Below are 18,588 nucleotides of genomic sequence, written 5' to 3' on the forward strand. Positions count from 1 at the left end.
TCTGCGCCCGCGGCCCCCGGATACCCCCGGGGGTACTTCTGCTACGGTGGTGAACAGACCGACGGATACCCCCTGGGGTAATTTCAGGGCCACCGGGATCCGGGTTCCCACCAGGAGAGGAGTGCTGCCGTGTACTTCGTCGACACCATCGACGTGCCCGGACTGGGCAACCGCGGCTATCTCGCGGGCGGCGCCCACCGCGCCGTCGTGATCGATCCGCCGCGTGACATCGACCGGGTGATCACCGCCGCGGCGGCGCGGGGCGTACGCGTCACCCATGTCGTCGAGACCCACGTCCACAACGACTATGTGACCGGCGGCCTGGAACTTGCCCGGCTCACCGGCGCGGAGTACCTGGTGCCCGCGGGCGCGCGGGTCGCCTACGAGCGGGTGCCGGTCGCCGACGGGGACCGTTCGCCGATCGAGGACGGGCTGGTGCTGCGCGCCCTCGCCACGCCCGGCCACACCCCGCACCACACCTCGTACGTCCTGGAGGACGGCGGACACGCGGTGGCGGTGTTCACCGGCGGTTCGCTGCTGATCGGCACCGTGGGGCGCCCCGACCTGGTGGAGCCCCGGCTGACCGAGCGGCTGGCGCGGGCGCAGCACGGCTCCGCGCACCGGCTCGCCGCCGAGCTGCCGGACGACACCGCGGTGCTGCCCACGCATGGCTTCGGCAGCTTCTGCTCCGCGGGTACGGCCGCCGGCGACGGGACGACGATCGGCCGGGAGCGCACCGCCAACGAGGCGCTGGTGAAGGACGTCGACACCTTCGTCGCCGACCTGCTCGCCGCGCTGGACGACGTGCCCGCCTACTACGCGCACATGGGCCCGGCCAACGCCGCGGGCCCCGCTCCCGTGGACCTCACCCCGCCGCGCCGGGCCGACGCCGAGGAGATCGCGGCGCGGCTGGCCGACGGGGAGTGGGTGGTCGACCTGCGGGACCGGATCGCGTTCGCCGCCGGGCATGTCGCCGGGGCGCTGAACTTCGAGGCCGAGGGTCAGCTCGCCACATATCTGGCCTGGCTGCTGCCGTGGGGCAAGCCCGTCACGCTGCTCGCCGACTCGCCGGAGCGGCTGGCCGACGCGCAGCGGGAACTCGTCCGGGTCGGCATCGACCGTCCGGCCGCCGCGGCGACCGGCGCCCCCGCCGACTGGCTGCGGCCGGGCGAGACGCCGCGCGCGTTCCGCAGAGCGACCTTCGCGGACCTGGCGGCACGTCCCCCGGCGGAGGAGGCCGCGCCGGTCGTCGTACTCGACGTGCGGCGGGACTCGGAACGCGCCCGGGAACACCTCGCGGGCTCGCTGCACATCCCCCTCCACCTGCTCCGGGACCGGCTGGCCGAGGTGCCGCGGGACACGGTGTGGGTGCACTGCGCGGGCGGGATGCGGGCGGCGATCGCGGCGTCGATTCTCGACGCGGCGGGGCGTGACGTGGTCGCCGTCGACGACGGGTTCGACTCGGCTCGGGCGGCCGGGCTGCCGCTGGCCCGCATACCCGACGAGCAGTCGTCGCCGACGTGAGCGCCGCACTGCTCGCCCTGGTCGCGGGGGCCTTCACCGGTCTCGCGCTGGGCGCCCTCGGTGGCGGCGGCAGTGTGCTGGCCGTGCCAGCCCTGATCTACCTGGTAGGCCTGTCCCCGGCCGCGGCCGCCACCGCGAGCCTGGTCGTGGTGACCGTCACCTCGGCCACCGCGCTGTCCGGGCATGCCCGCCAGGGCACCGTCCGGTGGCGGGAGGGCGTCCTGTTCGCCGCGGCCGGCGTGGTGCCCGCGGCGCTCGGCGGGGTGGTCTCCGCGCGGCTGCCGGCGGCGCTGCTGACCGGCGCCTTCGCCGTGATCGCCGCCCTGGCCGCGGTGCGGATGCTGCGCCCGTCGGCCGCGTCGTCCGGCGACGCGGTGGAGGTGCGCGCCGGCCGGGTCGGCGCCGCCGGGGCCGGGCTGGGCGCGGTCACCGGTGCGCTGGGCGTGGGCGGCGGATTTCTCGCCGTACCGGCGCTGGTGCACGTGGCCGGGCTCAGGTTGCGCGCGGCCGTGGGCACCAGCCTGCTCGTCATCACGCTGAACTCGCTGGTCGCGCTGGCGGCCCGGGCGGGTTCGGCGGTGACCGTCGACTGGGCGGCCGTCGCCCCGTTCGCCGCGGCGGCGGTGCTCGGCTCCTGGGACGGCAGACGGCTCGCGGCCCGCGTCGCGGCGGGCACCCTCCAGCGGGTCTTCGCCTGGGCGCTGCTGGGTGTGGCCGCCTTCATGCTGGCGGACACGGTCCTCTGAACCGGCTCAGGCCAGCGACAGGAACAGCTTCTCCAGCCGCGCCTTCATCTGCTGGGTGGTCTCGCCCTCCCGCTCACCGCGCTCGGGATCGGTCAGGCACTGCTGGAGACCGGTCGCGATGATCGCGAAACCGGCGCGGTCCAGGGCCCGGGAGGCCGCGGCGAGCTGAGTGACGACGTCCTCGCAGTCCCGCCCCTCCTCGATCATCTTGATCACTCCGGAGATCTGCCCCTGCGCCCGCCGCAGCCGGTTCAGCACCGACTTGAGGTCATCGCCCTCGAACTGCAACTCCACAACCACTCCTCACATACCCTTGGGGGTATTTTACTCCCCCTCGGGCCGTACCCCGGAAGGTAGTCACCTCACCATGTCCACGTCCCGTACCCCGCACGCCCTCGACGTCGACGAAGCGCGCGCACGCCTCGGCGAACTGACCGTCATCGACGTCCGCACCCCCGGCGAATACGCCTCCGGGCACCTGCCCGGCGCCCACAACCTCCCCCTGGACCAGCTGGACCGGGCCGTGCCCGTGCTGCGCGAGGCGCGCGGCGCGCTGCTGGTGGTCTGCGCCTCCGGAAACCGCTCCCGCACCGCCTGCGCGACCCTCGCCGAGCACGGCGTCGACGCCGCGACACTGACCGGCGGCACCCACGGCTGGGCGGAGCGCGGGCACCCCCTGGAGCGCCCCGACGGTCCCGCGCGCTCCACGTGGTCGATGGAACGGCAGGTCCGCTGCACGGCGGGCGCCCTCGTCCTGACGGGCCTGACGCTCGGACGGCGGCACCCGGCCCTGCGGCTGCTCTCCGCCGGCGTCGCGGGCGGCCTGGTCTTCTCCGCGCTCACCGACACCTGCGGAATGGCCGCCCTGCTCGCCAGGCTCCCGCACAACAGGCCGCGCCCCGCCGACCTCGACGCCACCCTGGCGGCACTCGCCGCCCGCTAGCGGGGGCTCTTCATCGCCGCACGGCGTCGGTAGCGGCGGCCGCCCCGGGGCAGCCGGCGGGAGGAACGCGCCTGCCGCTGCCCTTCAACCGCCGGTTCACCGCCGCCCGCGACGCCGTGCGGGCCGCACCGGGCCGCGCGCTCCGGCGTCGGGCGTGGTCTCCGCCACCTGTTCGAAGATCGAGTTCGTTCGGGGAGGGCCCGCGCGCGGGCCAACCGTCGTAGCCTGAACGTCCTGTTGCCACCGGCCCGCGACGGCGAAGGAGCACCGTGACACCTGCTGAGACCCCCACCGGCCCGCCCCCGTGGCGGCTGCTTCTCGGCTACGTACGACCGCACCGCTGGGCCCTGCTGGCCGGCGCGGTGCTCTCCCTGGTCACCGGGGCCACCGGCCTGCTGCTGCCGCTGGTCGCACGGGACTTGATCGACGACCTCGCCCACGACCGGGCCATCGCGGGCGCGTTGCTGCTGATGACGGGGCTGGTCATCGCCAACGCGGCGCTGGGCGCGCTCGGTTCGTACGTGCTGCGGCGCACCGCCGAGTCGGTGGTGCTCGGTGCGCGGCGCGCCCTGTCGTCGTATCTGCTGCGGCTGCGCATCGCCGCCGTCGACCGCAGCGAACCGGGCGACCTGATGGCCCGGATCACCTCGGACACCACCCTGCTGCGCGAGGTCACCACGGACTCCCTGGTCGGCGTCGGCACCGGCGGGCTCACCCTGGTGGCGACCGTCGTGATGATGGGGCTGGTCGATCCGGTGCTGCTCGGGGTCACGCTCGCCGTGGTGTTCGGCGCGGGCACGGTGCTCGGGGTGATCGTGCCGCGCATCAACCGGGCCAGCCGGCAGGCGCAGGACGCGGTCGGCGTGATGGGTGCCTCGCTGGAGCGGGTGCTGGGCGCGCTGCGCACGGTGAAGGCGTCCGGCGCCGAGCACCGCGAGGAGCAGACGCTGCACGCGGCCGCCGAGGAGTCGTGGCGGCAGAGCGTGCGCGCCGCCAAGTGGACGGCGGCCGCGGGCAACACGGCCGGGCTGTCGATGCAGATCGCCTTCATCACGGTGCTGGCGGTGGGCGGGGCACGGGTGGCGACGGGCGCCGTCGACATCGGCACGCTGGTCGCGTTCCTGCTGTACGTCTTCTATCTGATGTCGCCGATCCAGCAGGTCGTCGGCGCGATCACCCAGTACCAGACCGGCGCCGCGGCCCTCACCCGCATCCAGGAGGCGCTGCGGCTGCCCGCCGAGCCGCAGGTCCCGGCCGCCCCGCTGCCGGCCTCCGACGCCGAGCCCGCCGCCGTCGCCTTCACCGACGTCCGCTTCCGCTACGCCGACGATCTGCCGTACGTCCACCACGGGGTGACGTTCTCCGTGCCGCCGTGCGGCATGACGGCGTTCGTCGGCCCGTCCGGCGCGGGCAAGACCACCGTGTTCTCACTGATCGAGCGGTTCTACGACCCCGAGTCCGGCGCGATCACCCTGGACGGCCGGGACCTCGCCGACTGGGAGCTGTCCCGGCTGCGGTCCGCGATCGGCTACGTCGAGCAGGACGCGCCGGTGCTGTCCGGCTCCCTGCGGGACAACCTGCTGCTGGGCAACCCGGAGACGGACGAGGACACGCTCACCCGGGTGCTGAAGACGACCCGCCTGGACGGGCTGGTCGCCCGGCTGCCGGACGGCCTGGACACCCTGGTCGGACATCGCGGCACCAAGCTGTCCGGCGGCGAGCGTCAGCGGGTGGCGATCGCCCGGGCACTGCTGCGGCGCCCGCGCCTGCTGCTCCTGGACGAGGCGACCTCGCAGCTGGACGCGGTGAACGAGGCGGCGCTGCGGGACACGGTCGCGGACGTGGCCCGGTCGACGACCGTGCTGGTGGTGGCGCACCGGCTGTCGACGGTGACGATGGCCGACCGGATCGTGGTGATGGACGCGGGCCGGGTCCGGGCGGTGGGCACCCACCGCGAACTCGTGGCCGCCGACCCGCTGTACGCGGAGCTGGCGGCCACGCAGTTCCTCGCCTCCGCCGGCTGAGCGGGCCCGAGGCGGCGGCGCCCGGTCAGTACTCGATGGCGGGCAGCAGCCCGGTCACCGGTGCGACCAGGTCGGTGATCTGGTGCAGTTCGTTGAGCCGGTTCAGTTCGCCGACCTGGTTCAGCTCCGCCAGCTGGGCGGAGGGCCGCGGCAGCGCGTCCCGGTGCTCGGCGGGCAGGTCAGCGGCGGCGAGCGAGTCGAGCGCGGTGACCGGGTTCAGCTTGCCGGCCCGGGCGTCCGCCTCGGCCGCGGCCGCCGACGGTGCCGCGAGGCCCGCGACCCCGGCGGCGAGACCGACGGCGGCGACGATACGACGTGTTGAGATCATGTCCTGCGCAACGCCGGCCGCCGTCGCGCGGACACGGCCACCCGGCCGCGCTCACTCGTCAGGCGGAGTCGGGGGCTGCGCTTGCCGGGGCGGACGGGGCGGAGGAGCCTCGTAGAGGGGGTCGTTGTGAGGAGGTCACGATGGGCACTGCGGCCACTTCAGGCTTCGACACCGAGACACTGCGCCGGGGCATCGAGGGACACAACTCGTCGGCCCTGCTGTCGCTCTACGCGGACGACGCGCGACTGCGGGTGGTCGACCACAACACGCAGCCCAGCCATCCACGGACGCTGAACGGCCGCGAGGAGATCGGTGAACTGCTCACCGACGTCTACAACCGCGACATGACGCACAAATTGGAGGACTGTGTGATCCAGGGCGACCGCGCCGCCTTCAGCGAGTCCTGCGAGTACCCGGACGGGGTGCGTGTGCTCGCCGAGTCGATGGTCACGCTGCGGGACGGCAAGATCGTCGAACAGACCATGATCCAGGCCTGGGACGAGTAGCCTTCCGGCCTCGGTTACGCTGGTGCGGGGCCGTGACTGGCGCTGAGGTGGAGTACCACCGGGGAGCGGCCCACATGGGAGTCGATGCCGCGCGCCTGGGCGATCCGGTCGATCGACCCAGGAGTGGATCATGTCTCAGGCCCGCCTCATGGACGGCACCGCGCTCGCCCGGCGCGTCGTGGAGGAGACCGCGAAGCGCGCGGCCGACCTCACCGACCGCACGGGCACGGCCCCGTGTCTGGCGACGGTGCTGGTCGGCGAGGACCCGGCGTCCGTCACGTACGTCAGGATGAAGCAGAACCGGTGCCGCAAGGCGGGGATCGCCTCGCGGCACGTCGCCCTGCCCGCCGCCACGACCACCGAGGAACTGGTCGGTACGCTGCGGGAGCTGTCCGCCGACCCGGGGGTGCACGGCATCCTGCTGCAGCACCCGGTGGGCGACCACATCGACGAGCGGGCCGCGTTCGAGGCGATCGCGCCGGAGAAGGACGTCGACGGCGTCACCTTCGCCTCCTTCGCCACGATGAGCTTCGGCCTGCCGGGCTTCGTGTCCTGCACGCCGGGCGGCATCATGCGGCTGCTCGACGAGTACGGCGTCGACCCGGCCGGGAAGCGGGCCGTGGTGGTCGGCCGCAGCGCCATCCTCGGCAAGCCGGCCGGCATGCTGCTGCTCGCCAGGGACGCCACGGTCACCTACTGCCACTCGCGCACCGCGGACCTTTCGGCGGCGGTGCGGGAGGCGGACATAGTGGTCGCCGCGGTCGGCCGGGCCAAGCTGATCCGGGGCCAGGACATCAAGCCGGGCGCGGTGGTGCTCGACGCCGGGTACAACGCGGGCAACGTCGGCGACGTGGACTTCGACTCGGCCGTCGAGCGGGCCTCGCTGATCACGCCGGTGCCCGGCGGGGTCGGTCCGATGACCATCGCCACGCTGCTGGAGCAGACGGTGGACGCGGCGGGGCGGCAGCTCGGCGTGTGACGGCGGGGAGGCCGGTTCCCGTACCGGGGAACCGGCCTTCCGGGGGCGGAAGTGATGCCGCGCACACACGGACGGTGTCCGGACGATCACGTGTTAGCGTCCGGCCGTGACTCTCTCGGCTCCGGACACGGTCTCCCCCGCTGCGCCCCTCGACCTGCTCGATCTCTTCGGTGAGGACTTCGTCCGCGACCCGTATCCGTGGCTGGACGCGCTGCGCGCCGACGCTCCGGTGCACCACGACCCGCGTACCGGGCTGTGGCTGGTGAGCCGTCACGAGGACATCCGCCGGGTGCTGCTCGACCCGGACGCCTTCCTCCCCGACAACGCGCAGCGCGCCGTGACCCCGCTGCCCGTCGGCGCGCTGCGGGTGCTCGCCCGGGCCGGGTTCAGGCTGCCGGCCGCGCTCGCCAACAACGGCACCGCCAGCCACCCCGGACTGCGCCGGGTCGTCACCCGGTTCTTCAACGCCCGGCGCGTGGCCGCCGCCGTGCCGGTGATCGAGCGCCTCGCCGACGAACTGCTCACCGCGGCGGCCGAGCGGATCGACGCCGTGGGCGACGGCGACCTGTTCACGTCCTTCGCACAGGTGCTGCCGTGCCGGGTGCTGATGGAGCTGCTGGGCATCGACGACGTCCCCGCGGCCACGCTGATCCGCTGGAGCGACGCCTCGCTGGAACTGTTCTGGGGCCGGCCCACGCCGGAACGCCAGCTGGAACTGGCGCCGCTCGTCGCCGAGTTCCACCAGTGGCTGACCCGTACCGTGCGGGACGGCGCCGCGCGGCCAGGCTCCTTCGTCGCGGCCCTCGCCGAGCACCGGCTGCCCGACGGCGAGCGGCTCGACGTGGCCACCGCGGTCGGGGCCTGCTTCTTCGTCTTCGTCGCCGGGCAGTCCACGACCGGGCAGCTCATCGCGACCGTGCTGCGCCGCGCGCTGGCCGAGGAGGGGCTGTGGGCACGCCTCGCCGGCGAACCGGGCCTCGCCGAGGCGTGGGTCGAGGAGGTACTGCGGCGCGAACCGCCGGTGACGACGTGGCGCAGGATCACCGCCCGCCCGGTCGAACTGGGCGGCGTGACCCTGCCGAAGGGCGCGCAGGTGCTGCTGATGCTGATGGGCAGCGGCTCCGATCCGGAGGTCTTCACCGCACCGGCGGAGCTGTGCCCGCACCGGGCCGAGGTGCGGCATCATCTGGCCTTCGGCGTCGGCCGTCACCGGTGCCCGGGCGCCTCCCTGGCGCGTACGGAGGCGGCGGTGGCCCTGCGGGCCGCGGCCCGCCGCCTGCCCGGGGTGCGTCCGGCGGAGTCGGCGGACGTCCCGATGCTCGGCCTGCTGTCCTTCCGGGCACCGCTGCGGGTCGCGGTGACGCGGTCGTAACGGCCCGCGCACGCGGCATACCGGCCGGCGTGCGAGTGGCCATCATGACGGCGGGATCGCGGGGCGACGTGGCCCCCTACACCGGACTCGGGCGGGCGCTGTCGCGGGCCGGGCACGAGGTGACGCTGGTGACCCACGGGGCTCTCGAACCGCTGGTGGCGGATTCGGGGCTGGGGTTCCACGCGCTGCCGGTGGATCCGCGGGCGGAGCTGGAGACTTCGCGGGGGCGGGGGCTGCACCGCAGCGCGAGCGGCGTCGGCAAGCTGCTGCGGGTGGTGGGGATGGCGCGGGCGCTGGTCGGCCGGATGACCGACGATCTGCTCGCCGCGGCGCGGACCAGCGAGGTGCTGCTGCTGTCCAGTTCGCTCGCGCCGCTCGGGCACACCCTCGCCGAGGGGCTGCGGCTGCCGAGCATGGGTGTCTCTCTGCAACCGCTGGCCGCCACCGGCGAGTTCGCGCCGCCGGTGCTGGGTGCCGGGTCGTGGGGCGGTGTCGGGAACCGGCTCGCCGGGCACGGGGTGGGCGCCGCCGTGGAGCGGGTGTTCTCGGGGACCGTCCCGGCGGTACGGGCCCGGCTGGGGCTGCCGGCGCTCGGTCCCGGCGCGGCGCGGCGGGCCCGGGAGGAGCGGAACTGGCCGATCCTGCACGGCTTCAGCCCGCTGGTCGTGCCCCGGCCGCGCGACTGGCGTGCCGGACTGGAGGTCACCGGGTACTGGTGGCCGTACGACCGTGACCTCCGACTCCCGGCCCAACTGCGGGACTTCCTCGACGCGGGTCCGCCGCCCGTGTTCGTCGGTCTGGGCAGCGCGGCCGTGCCGGTCCCGGCGGGGCTCAGCGCCGAGATCGTGGCCGCGCTGCGGCGCGCGGGGCTGCGCGGGGTGATCCAGCGGGGCTGGCGGGCTGGCGGCACGCCGCACCCGTCCCCGTCAGGCGTTCGACGCACAGCGGTGTCGTCTCGCGGAAGGCGACGTCGAGGCCGTAGTCGTCGGCGAGGGTCGCCTGGACGACCTCCTTCTGCACCTCCCCGTACAGCGACACGGAGGTCTCCTGGCGCACCTCGTCGTGCCGCAGGCCGATCAGCGGGTCCTGTTCGGCCAGCTGGGTGAGCGCGAGGTGCAGGGCCCGCCGGTCCGCCGGGCCGACCGGTTCGACGACGGTCTCCAGGGTCGGCGGGGCGAAGAGGTGCCCGTCCGTGGTGCGGGGGCACGCCGAGCCAGTCGCCGATCCTGACCTCGCCGAGACCCCACAGCCCGGCCTGGCCACCGTCGTCGCGGTCAGCCGCAGCGCGCCCCGCGGTCCCGGCGCGGCGATGGCGGTCGGGCCGGGCGGCGAGGTGGTCGGCGGTGTGTCTCCGAACGAGCGAGTCCGCCCCGCGCGCGGGGCGGACGGCTCAGGCCGTGGTAGGGCCCTGGAGGGGATCTCCATACAACGGGAGCAACGGTGCGACACATTCTCGTCATCGACGGCCATCCGGACGTCGGCAGCTACTGCGCCGCCTTGGCACAGGCCTATGCAGAGGGCGCCAGGGCGGGCGGACATGAGGTCCGGCTACTGCGTCTGAGGGAGATGCGCTTCGATCCGGTCCTGCACGGCGGCTTCACCCGTCCGCAGCCGCTGGAGCCTGATCTCGTAGCGGCTCGGGACGCGGTCCGCTGGTGCGAGCACTTCGTGATCGTGACCCCCTGCTGGTGGTGGCATGTCCCGGCGTTGCTGAAGGGATTCATCGACCGGGTCTTCCTGCCGGGCGTCGGGGTGGACTACCTGAACCGGCCGCCGTACATCCGCAAGTTGCTGAAGGGGCGCTCGGCCCGGGTGATCTATACACAGAATTCACCGCAAGTCGTGGCTCTCCTGGCACGCGAGGACCTGTTCTGGCGCAACATGCGGCGCGCTTTCCTGCGCCACTGCGGATTCCGCCCGGTCCGCCGCACCCTCCTGGCCGGAATGCAGTCGGCGAGCCAGGAACGGCTTGAACGGTGGCTGAGGGAGGTCTGGGCCTTGGGGCGCGCCGGTCGTTAGAGCATTGCCGAGGTGCTGTGCGTTGCGAGGCGGGGGGGGGAGTCGATGTGATGGCGCCCATGCTCGAACGGAGCCGAGAGCGCGGGGGGCATCGGGGACCGGCGACGACAACGCATCGAGGCGCGGTGCCGTACGCCGCGAGCCCTGCCTGATCGACGAGACGCCTCCAGGGCGGAGCACGCACCGGACGCCGGGCCGCGCACCCCGCTCTCCGCCCGGAGGGCGGGGTGCGCGGACACGCCTATGCCCGGCGCGGTGGCAGCCGGTGCAGGGTGACGTCGGTCAGTTCGCCGTCGGCGACCGTCGCCGTCATGTAGGTGCAGTGCGGCTGACGGCGGCGGTCGGTGGGCGAACCGGGGTTCAGCAGGCGCAGGCCCGACGGGGCGGTGGTGTCCCACGGGATGTGACTGTGGCCGAACACCAGCACGTCGAGGTCGGGGAAACGGGCGGCGCAGCGCGTCTCCCGGCCCTGCGCGGGTCCGGTCTCGTGGACGGCGCCGAAGCGCAGCCCGCCCAGTTCGGCGTGGGCCACCTCGGGGAGCCGGGCGCGCAGTTCGGGCCCGTCGTTGTTGCCGTACACGGCGACCAGCCGGCGGCTGTGCCGCTCCAGCAGGTCGAGGGTGGCCGTGTCGAGCCAGTCCCCCGCGTGGAAGACGACGTCGGCGCGCGGCAGTTCGGCGAGCAGCGGCGCGGGCAGCTCCCGGGCGCGCTTGGGGACGTGGGTGTCGGACATCAGCAACAGGCGCACCGCCTCAGCGTACGGCCGCCGGTCAGTCCTCACCCCTCACGATGTTCCCCTCCGGGGCGAGGTCCGGGCGCGCTGGGCCCTCGGGGTCCCGGACGGCCGACACACAGGTGCGCAGGGCTGGTTTCTCCCGCATGCGCCGGGCCCTCGACCAGCCTGTCTCGGGCCTTCGGGCGACGGGTTTGTCACTGGTGGGCGTGGTCACGGCCTGCTCCTCTCACTCACTGACGCCACCCCGGGTCCCCATTCGTTGAACTGGGCAAACACCGGTCGGGTCAGGTGGCGCCGGAACCGCCCCCGCCGAAGGAGCCGCTGGAGCCCTCGTCCCAGCGCGGGCGGCGCTGGTCGCCGCTGGGGGTGCCCCCGGTGGGCCTCAGTTCGTGCGGGGTGAGCCGTTCGCCCTCGCCCATGCCGTGCGGGGCCCGCTGCTCCCGGGTCTCGTGGACCGGCCCGGAGTCGGGCACCCTGGGCTGTTCGTCGGGGCGGGGCCGGCGGGGCTCCCGCTTGCGCGCCCGGATGCCGAGCAGTACGGCCCAGATCAGTGCGGCGGTGATGACGACGCCTCCGACGAGGATGACGGCCATGCCGACCCCGGAGCCCGAGGCGGCGATTTCGCTGGCGGTTGTGTTCATGGACGTCGAGTACCCGAAGTCGCCGGGTGAATGACCGGCCACCCCCGGACGGGTGCCGGTGCGCGACCGGCAGGCCGGTGCCGGCCTGACCGAGGCCGATCGGGCGGCCCTGGCCGGGCCGCCCTCCGCGGTGCGCGGTACCTAAGTGTTCGGCCGGGCCACGCTGATGTCGCCGAGCGCTGAGCCCGGGTCGCGTTCCATCGCCAGGTCGCCCAGGGAGACGATGCCCACCGGGTGGCCCTGCTCGACGACGGGCACGCGGCGCACGGCGTGCTCGCGCATCAGCTGGATGGCGTTGTCCAGGTCCTCGTCGGGCTGGAGTGTGAACAGGTCCTCGCTGCACGCGCCGGCCACCGTGGTCTGTTCGGGGTCGCCGCCCTCGCAGACCGACCGGACGACCAGGTCTCGGTCGGTGACCAGGCCCCGCAGGTCGTCGCCCTCGGTGACCAGGACGGCGCCGATGTCCTCGTCGCGCATGATCCGGGCGACCGCCGCGACGGACGTCTGCGGTTCCACGGTCACCGGATCGGCGGTCATGATGTCGCGGACGTGCTGAGTCATGACGTACCTCCTCTTCGTCGTCCGTCCGCGCTTCGGGTACCCGGTCTCAGGGCTCCAGCACGAGCTCGCTCCACACCTGCTTGCCGCCGCTGACGGGGACGGTGCCCCAGGCCGCCGACATGGCCTCGACGAGGAGCAGACCGCGGCCGCCGGTGGCCTCCCAGCCGATGCTGGTCGGCTTGACCGGGGTGCGGGGCGAGGCGTCGGCGACGGCGATCCGCATCCGGTTGCCGACCAGCGTGAGGTCCATGCGGACCGGGCCCTCGGTGTGCACGAGGGCGTTGGTGACGAGTTCGGAGACGATCAGGAGGACCGCGTCCGCAGGGGCGGCGACACCCCAGGCGCGCAGGGTGCGCTTGGTGAAGCGGCGGGCGTGCCGCACGGCCTCCGGGACCCGCCAGACCGACCAGGTCTCCCGGCGCGGGCGGACCGCCATGCCGTCGTAGCGCATCAGCAGCAGGGCGACGTCGTCGCTGCGCCGGGCGTTGCCGAGCAGGCCGTCGGCGACCAGCCCGAGGTGGGCGGGGTCGGAGCGGGCCAGCCGCTGGGCGAAGCGGTCCATGCCCTCGTCGATGTCGGTGTCGGCGGACTCCACGAGCCCGTCGGTGGTGAGGGCGAGCAGGGTGCCGGGCTGGAGCCGGATCGGGGTCATGGGGAAGTCGGCCTGGGTGAGCACGCCGAGCGGCGGGCCGCCCTCCGTCTCGACGACCTGGGCGGAGCCGTCGGGGTGGCGCAGCACCGGGTGCAGATGACCGGCGCGGACGCACCAGGCGGTGCCCTCTTCCATGTCGACGTCGACGTAGGCGCAGGTGGCGAAGAGGTCGGTCTCCATGTCGACGAGGAGCCGGTTGGCGTGCGAGACGACCACGTCCGGCGGGTGGCCCTCGACGGCGTAGGCGCGCAGCGCGGTGCGCATCTGGCCCATCAGGGTGGCGGCGGCCGGGCTGTGGCCCTGCACGTCGCCGATGACGAGGGCGACGTGGTGGTCGGGCAGCGGGATGACGTCGTACCAGTCGCCGCCGACCTCCAGTCCGGCGGTGGCGGGCAGGTAGCGGGCGACGGCTTCGGCGCCGGGCAGTCTGGGGAGCCGGCGGGGCAGCAGCTGGCGCTGGAGCATGCCGACCAGTTCGTGTTCGGCGTCGAAGGCGTGGGCGCGCATCAGGGCCTGTCCGGCGAGGCCGGCGGAGGCGGTGAGCAGGGCGCGTTCGTCGGGGCCGAAGTCGTGCGGGCTGTCCCAGCCGATCAGACAGGCGCCGGCCATCCGGCCGCCGGCGGACAGCGGCAGTACGGCGAGACCGCCGGGGCCGACGTCGGCGAGGGCGGGTTCCAGGGTGGTGCCGGAGGGCCAGATCTGGGCGCGGCCCTCGCGCAGCGCGGCGGCGAGGGTGGGCATGGCCCGCACGGGCGCGTCGGGCCACTCGGTGCGCCACTCCAGGCGCCACAGTTCGGGCCAGGCCTCGGGTTCGGGCGGGTCGAGGACGGTGACGACGAGCCGGTCGTGCTCCAGTTCGGCGAGGGCGATGCGGTCGGCGCGCAGCGGCCGGCGCAGGGCGGCGACGACGGCCTGGCTGACGTCGCGGACGGTGCCGGCGGTGGAGAGCGCGGCGGCCAGGCGTTGCACGCGGGCGACGTCGGTGACGTCGGAGCGCAGCTGGGAGGCGTCGACGACGCTGCCGACGAGCCGCGCCTGCTGGCCCTCGCCGCCGGGCTGCATACGGCCGCGCAGCCGCAGCCAGCGGGGCGGGCCGGCCGGGCGGAGCACGCGGAACTCCAGTTCGCGGTCGCCCACGGACATGTGGTCGGCCTCGACCACGGACATCAGCGAGGGCAGGTCCTCGGGGACGGTGAGCCCGAGCAGGGTCTCGACCTTGCCGTCGAAGTCGTCGCGGGTGAGGCCGAACAGGTCGAGGATGCCGTCGCCGACCTCGACGCGGCCGGTGTCCATGGCGAGGGCGAAGGCGTGCGGCGGGAGTTCGCCGCCCTCGGGGTGGGCGGGCGGGGCGGGGCAGGTGACGGCGTCGGCGATCAGTTCGAGGGCCTTGCGCTGGTCGGTGTCGAAGCCGTGCGGGTCCTCGCTGACGGCGAGCAGGCAGCCGCCGTGGGTGTCCCGGCTCGCGGGCAGCGCGGCCAGGTGGAACTCCGGGCCCGGGGTGCGCCGGCTGTCGGCGCGGGCGGCCAGCTCGGCGGGGCTCACCCAGACCGGCCGCCGGTCGCGGTGGGCGTCGGCGGCCGGGGAGCGCCCGGCGACCGGATAACTGTCGCGCAGCCCGTACAGCGTCCGGGGGACGCCCGCCGACTCGACCAGGCACAGCAGGTCTCCGTCCTCGTCGGGGGCGTACACGGCGGCGAAAGTCGCCCCCGCGAAGACGAGTGACTGTTCGAGGACGCGGTGCAGCCGTTCGGGGGTGTCCCGGTCGTCCGTGATCGCTCTCAGGGCGATCTCGGCGCGCGGCGTCACCGTTCCACGTCCCGCGGCGCCGTCATTGACCACGTCCGTATTACAGCGCTAATGGGGCGTCCGCGCAGCCCCTGTGTGCGTTCCGTGGAGCCGGCGCGGAGTCGGCGCGGAGTCCCCGGTCGAAAGGTCCCGAACATGTCTTGACCCGTGCGTACCGCACACCGACCTCGTGACAGGCGTGACTGTCGGGGCCGCCGGTCGGCTGGAAGGCTCAGTGGCCGTCACGGAGGGGGAGGCATGGACAAGCGGTACGAGGTTTACGCCCTCGCGGACGGTCACTTCTACGACACGCCCGACCGGCTCACGGGCGACGGGCACGCCGCCGCTCCGCTGTACGCGGTGGCCCGGCGCGAGGTGCCCGAGGGCTGGCGTGCGGCGCGCACCGGCGACTGGCTGACGATGACGCCGCTCGACGCGGACGGCGAGCCGCTGCCCGGTCCGGCGCAGGGCTGGAAGATCCACGCCTCGGCCACCCGGGCGAACGCGGAGCGGATCGCGGAGATCGTGTGGGACTACTGCGTGCCGCGCCGTATCCCGTTCAAGTTCGTCCCGGCCGCGCATCTGCTGCACCTGCGCAACGCCAAGTACGCGCCACGCGAGGGCAGCGGCAAGTTCGTCACCGTCTACCCGGTCGACGAGGAGCAGCTGCGCCTGGTGCTGACCGAGCTGGGCGCGCTGCTGAAGGGCTTCGAGGGGCCGTACATCCTGACCGATCTGCGCTGGGACGACGGTCCGCTGCACGTCCGCTACGGCGCCTTCGCGCGGTCCTACGTGGTCGACGAGCGCGGGTCGCTGGTGCCGGCGGTGCGCGACGGCGAGGGGCGGCTGGTACCGGACCGGCGGGACCCGTCCTTCCGGGTGCCGGAGTGGGTGACGCTGCCGGACTTCCTGGCCCCGCAGCTGGCGGCCCGCAACGCGACGACGGTCGGCGACCTGCCGTACCGCATCGAGAAGGCGTTGCACTTCTCCAACGGCGGTGGCGTGTACGCGGGCACCGACACCCGCGACGGGCGCCGGGTCGTGCTGAAGGAGGGGCGGCCGCACGCGGGGCTCGCGGCCGACGGGGCGGACGCGATCGCCCGGCTGGAGCGGGAGAAGCGGGCCCTGGAGCAGGTGGCCGGCACCGGGGTGGTGCCGGAGGTGCGCGACTGGTTCACGCTGGGCGAGCACCGGTTCCTGGTGATGGACTTCGTCGAGGGACGGCCGCTCAACTCGTTCTTCGCCGAACGGCACCCGCTGCTCGTGCCCGACCCCGATCCGCGGGCCGTCGCCGACTACACGGCGTGGGCGCTGCGCATCCACCGGGCGGTGGAGCGGGCGGTGGACGCGGTGCACGAGCGCGGGATCGTCTTCCACGACCTGCACGTCTTCAACATCATGGTGGCACCCGACGAGGAGTCGGTGTTCCTGCTGGACTTCGAGGCGGCCGCGCCGGTGGACGAGAACGGCCGCCAGGTCGTCGCCCACCCGGGGTTCTTCGCGCCGCCCGACCGCCGGGGCGCCGACGTCGACCGCTATGCGCTGGCGTGTCTGCGGCTCGCCCTGTTCATGCCCGTGACCACGCTGTTCGTGATCGACCGGGGCAAGGCGGCGCATCTGGCCGAGGTGATCGCCGAGCAGTTCCCGGACGTGCCGCGGGCGTTCCTGGACGAGGCGGTCGCGGAGATCACCCGGGACGCGGCCGGGCCCGCCCGCGGCGGGTCGGCGCGGCTCGTCGAGCCCGCCGACTGGCCGCACAGCCGGGACTCCATGGTCAAGGCGATCCTCGCCTCGGCCACCCCCGAGCGCACCGACCGGCTCTTCCCCGGCGACATCGCGCAGTTCTCCGACGGCGGCGGGCTCGGTCTCGCGCACGGCGCGGCCGGGGTGCTGCACGCGCTGGCCGAAACCGGCGCGCAGCGCTACGAGGAGGGCGAACGCTGGCTCCTCGACCGTACGGCCCCGCCCCCGGCGGGCACCCCGCTGGGCCTGTACGACGGTCTCGCGGGCGTCGCGCTGGTCCTGGACCGGCTCGGACACCGGCAGCGGGCGCTGGACCTGGTCGACGGCATCCTGCGCGAGCGCTGGCAGAACCTCTCCTCCGACCTGCACGGCGGGCTCGCGGGGCTCGGCCTGGTCCTCGGGCACCTCGCCGGCACCACCGGCGAGCCGGGCCTGCGGGAGCGGGCCGACGAGGCCGCGGAGATCGTCGTACGACGGCTCGCGGAGCCGCCTGCGGAGGCGCCCCGGCGGCGCGCCGGGCTGCTGCGCGGGGCGACCGGGCAGGCGCTGTTCCTGCTGCGGCGCCACGAGGCCACCGGCGACCGGGAGCTGCTGGCGGCGGCCGGGCGGGCGCTGCGGCGGGATCTGGCCTCCTGCGTGGTCCGCGAGGGCGGGGCACTGGAGGTGGACGAGGGCTGGCGCACCCTGCCGTATCTCGGCGACGGCAGCGTCGGGCTCGGCATGGTGATCGACGACTACCTCGCCCACGCCACGGACGACACCGGGGAGTTCGAACGGGCCCGCGCGGGGGTGCTCATCGCCGCCACCTGCCGCTTCTACGCGCAGCCCGGGCTCTTCCAGGGCCGGGCCGGGATGATCCTGCACCTCGGCCGCACCACCGCGCCGGGTGCCGGCGTCCGGGCGCGGCTGGCTGAGCAGCTCGCGGGGCTCGGCTGGCTCGCGATGCCGTACCAGGGCCAGCTGGCCTTCCCCGGCCACCAGATGATGCGGCTCTCCATGGACCTGGCCACCGGAACGGCCGGCTGCCTGCTGGCGCTGGGCGCCGCCCTCGGCGACACGCCCGCCGCGCTGCCGTTCCTCCCGCCGCCCGCCGGGCGGCCCTCATGACGCGGCGTCGCCGGCCGGCGGCGTCGTGACCCAACCCGTCCCCACGGGACGTCTCACCATCACGGAAAGGAAAAGAAGATGGCCCTTCTCGACCTGCAGACGATGGAAGCCGACGAGCACACCGGCGGCGGCGGCGCGAGCACGGTGAGCCTGCTCTCCTGCATCAGCGCGGCGAGCGTGCTGCTCTGTCTCTGACCGGCACCGCACCACCAGGGCCCCGGGCGGCAGCGTCCGGGGCCCTGCCCGTGCCCCGGGCCGGCACCGGCTACAGCCAGCCCTCCCCCTGCGAGATCCGGATCGCGTCTACGCGGTTGCGGGCGCCGGTCTTGCGGGTGATGGCGGCCATGTAGTTGCGGACGGTGCCCCGGGACAGGTGCAGGCTGCCGGCGATCTCCGCGATGGACGCGCCCTCGGCCGCCAGCGACAGCACGCTGAGCTCCCGTCTGGTCAGCGGTATCTGGGACGCCTTGAGGAAACCCAGGCCGAGCGTGTTGTCGACGAAACGTTCCCCTGCGGCGACGCACCGGATGCCCCGCACCAGGCGCTCCGGCGAGCCCGCCTTGTCGACGTAGCCGAGCGCCCCCGCCTCCACGGCACGCCGCAGCAGCCCCGGCCGGTCCGCGGTGGCCAGCACCAGCAGCCGGGGCTGTCTCTCGCCGCCCCGGCCGCACAGCTCGCCCAGCGGCGGGATGCCGTAGCGGCCTGTGTAGTCCAGGTCCGCGGCACACACGTCCGGCCGTAAGGATCGCGCCCGGCCCGGCGCGGCTTGCCATGGGGCGTCGTCCACGCCCAGGTCGGGTTCCCGGCTCAGCCACTCCGCCAGAACCGATCGCACCAGACTCGAATCATGCACCAGAAGTACCCGGATCACCGCTGTCCCTTTCCGCTCTCCGCCGTCGGCTCGTCGTGGTGAGCGCGTGCC

Annotated in this window: 18 protein-coding genes, 2 pseudogenes and 1 riboswitch; of the genes and pseudogenes, 12 read left to right on the plus strand and 8 right to left on the minus strand. The window is 74.3% G+C overall.

Annotated elements, in window-relative coordinates; translation table 11 throughout:
* Positions 1-129 precede the first annotated feature (129 nt).
* Entirely contained in the window at positions 130-1,524 is a 1,395-nt protein-coding gene (locus ACSU6L_RS01695) for an MBL fold metallo-hydrolase (protein WP_437052785.1), read from the plus strand.
* Positions 1,521-2,270: a sulfite exporter TauE/SafE family protein gene (locus tag ACSU6L_RS01700; protein ID WP_437052787.1), complete on the plus strand. Its 750-nt coding sequence runs from the start codon at positions 1,521-1,523 to the stop codon at positions 2,268-2,270. The genes ACSU6L_RS01695 and ACSU6L_RS01700 overlap by 4 nt, the downstream gene beginning before the upstream one ends.
* A 6-nt stretch (positions 2,271-2,276) precedes the next feature.
* On the opposite strand, the gene ACSU6L_RS01705 is transcribed toward ACSU6L_RS01700, so the two are convergent.
* Complete coding sequence (locus ACSU6L_RS01705) at positions 2,277-2,564, minus strand: metal-sensitive transcriptional regulator (protein ID WP_365514539.1); 288 nt, start codon at positions 2,562-2,564, stop codon at positions 2,277-2,279.
* Between the two features lie 73 nt (positions 2,565-2,637).
* Between ACSU6L_RS01705 and ACSU6L_RS01710 the strand changes: the two genes are divergently transcribed.
* Complete coding sequence (locus ACSU6L_RS01710) at positions 2,638-3,213, plus strand: rhodanese-like domain-containing protein (protein WP_437052790.1); 576 nt, start codon at positions 2,638-2,640, stop codon at positions 3,211-3,213.
* 269 nt (positions 3,214-3,482) lie between these two features.
* A complete protein-coding gene (locus tag ACSU6L_RS01715) occupies positions 3,483-5,237 on the plus strand; it encodes an ABC transporter ATP-binding protein (RefSeq protein ID WP_437052792.1) in 1,755 nt (584 codons plus the stop codon).
* Positions 5,238-5,262: 25 nt separating this feature from the next.
* Here ACSU6L_RS01715 and ACSU6L_RS01720 read toward each other — a convergent pair whose 3' ends face one another.
* Positions 5,263-5,565, minus strand: coding sequence for a hypothetical protein (locus tag ACSU6L_RS01720; protein ID WP_437052794.1), 303 nt, complete (start codon positions 5,563-5,565; stop codon positions 5,263-5,265).
* A 140-nt stretch (positions 5,566-5,705) separates the two neighbouring features.
* Between ACSU6L_RS01720 and ACSU6L_RS01725 the strand changes: the two genes are divergently transcribed.
* The 4 genes from ACSU6L_RS01725 to ACSU6L_RS01740 all read left to right on the plus strand — a co-directional run bounded on the left by ACSU6L_RS01725 (position 5,706) and on the right by ACSU6L_RS01740 (position 9,528).
* Positions 5,706-6,071: a nuclear transport factor 2 family protein gene (locus ACSU6L_RS01725; protein WP_073939851.1), complete on the plus strand. Its 366-nt coding sequence runs from the start codon at positions 5,706-5,708 to the stop codon at positions 6,069-6,071.
* Positions 6,072-6,093: 22 nt separating this feature from the next.
* Positions 6,094-6,179, plus strand: a riboswitch (ZMP/ZTP riboswitch).
* 22 nt (positions 6,180-6,201) lie between these two features.
* Entirely contained in the window at positions 6,202-7,050 is an 849-nt protein-coding gene (locus ACSU6L_RS01730; RefSeq protein WP_437052796.1) for a bifunctional 5,10-methylenetetrahydrofolate dehydrogenase/5,10-methenyltetrahydrofolate cyclohydrolase, read from the plus strand.
* Between the two features lie 106 nt (positions 7,051-7,156).
* Positions 7,157-8,422 carry a cytochrome P450 gene (locus tag ACSU6L_RS01735; protein WP_437052798.1) on the plus strand — a complete coding sequence of 422 codons (1,266 nt, stop codon included), beginning with the start codon at positions 7,157-7,159 and terminating at the stop codon, positions 8,420-8,422.
* Positions 8,423-8,466: 44 nt separating this feature from the next.
* Complete coding sequence (locus ACSU6L_RS01740) at positions 8,467-9,528, plus strand: glycosyltransferase (RefSeq protein ID WP_437052800.1); 1,062 nt, start codon at positions 8,467-8,469, stop codon at positions 9,526-9,528.
* Here the strand turns inward: ACSU6L_RS01740 and ACSU6L_RS01745 are convergent.
* Positions 9,443-9,685, minus strand: a pseudogene (locus tag ACSU6L_RS01745) (hypothetical protein); the annotation flags it as partial. The gene ACSU6L_RS01740 and the pseudogene ACSU6L_RS01745 sit on opposite strands and share 86 nt — an antisense overlap.
* Here ACSU6L_RS01745 and ACSU6L_RS01750 point away from each other — a divergent pair.
* Both ACSU6L_RS01750 and ACSU6L_RS01755 read left to right on the plus strand, forming a co-directional pair.
* Positions 9,618-9,773: pseudogene (locus tag ACSU6L_RS01750) on the plus strand (XdhC family protein); the annotation flags it as partial. The pseudogenes ACSU6L_RS01745 and ACSU6L_RS01750 overlap by 68 nt on opposite strands.
* A gap of 89 nt (positions 9,774-9,862) precedes the next feature.
* Positions 9,863-10,441 carry an NAD(P)H-dependent oxidoreductase gene (locus tag ACSU6L_RS01755; RefSeq protein WP_437052802.1) on the plus strand — a complete coding sequence of 193 codons (579 nt, stop codon included), beginning with the start codon at positions 9,863-9,865 and terminating at the stop codon, positions 10,439-10,441.
* Between the two features lie 241 nt (positions 10,442-10,682).
* Here the strand turns inward: ACSU6L_RS01755 and ACSU6L_RS01760 are convergent, their stop codons facing one another.
* The 4 genes from ACSU6L_RS01760 to ACSU6L_RS01775 form a co-directional block, all read right to left on the minus strand.
* Entirely contained in the window at positions 10,683-11,189 is a 507-nt protein-coding gene (locus ACSU6L_RS01760) for a metallophosphoesterase family protein (protein ID WP_437052804.1), read from the minus strand.
* A 272-nt stretch (positions 11,190-11,461) separates the two neighbouring features.
* Positions 11,462-11,818: a DUF6479 family protein gene (locus ACSU6L_RS01765; RefSeq protein WP_437052806.1), complete on the minus strand. Its 357-nt coding sequence runs from the start codon at positions 11,816-11,818 to the stop codon at positions 11,462-11,464.
* 141 nt (positions 11,819-11,959) lie between these two features.
* Entirely contained in the window at positions 11,960-12,379 is a 420-nt protein-coding gene (locus tag ACSU6L_RS01770) for a CBS domain-containing protein (RefSeq protein WP_437052808.1), read from the minus strand.
* A 46-nt stretch (positions 12,380-12,425) separates the two neighbouring features.
* Entirely contained in the window at positions 12,426-14,870 is a 2,445-nt protein-coding gene (locus ACSU6L_RS01775) for a SpoIIE family protein phosphatase (protein ID WP_437052810.1), read from the minus strand.
* Positions 14,871-15,074: 204 nt separating this feature from the next.
* On the opposite strand from ACSU6L_RS01775, the gene lanKC reads away from it, so the two are divergent.
* Positions 15,075-17,666 (plus strand): class III lanthionine synthetase LanKC, encoded by a 2,592-nt coding sequence (gene lanKC / locus ACSU6L_RS01780; protein WP_437052812.1) that lies wholly within the window; start codon positions 15,075-15,077, stop codon positions 17,664-17,666.
* A gap of 78 nt (positions 17,667-17,744) precedes the next feature.
* Positions 17,745-17,861, plus strand: coding sequence for a SapB/AmfS family lanthipeptide (locus ACSU6L_RS01785; RefSeq protein WP_073939862.1), 117 nt, complete (start codon positions 17,745-17,747; stop codon positions 17,859-17,861).
* A gap of 70 nt (positions 17,862-17,931) precedes the next feature.
* On the opposite strand, the gene ACSU6L_RS01790 is transcribed toward ACSU6L_RS01785, so the two are convergent.
* On the minus strand, positions 17,932-18,537 hold the full coding sequence (locus tag ACSU6L_RS01790) for a LuxR C-terminal-related transcriptional regulator (protein ID WP_437052814.1): 606 nt from the start codon (positions 18,535-18,537) through the stop codon (positions 17,932-17,934).
* Positions 18,538-18,588 lie beyond the last annotated feature (51 nt).

Source organism: Streptomyces sp. enrichment culture, assembly GCF_964272855.1.
Taxonomy (GTDB): domain Bacteria; phylum Actinomycetota; class Actinomycetes; order Streptomycetales; family Streptomycetaceae; genus Streptomyces.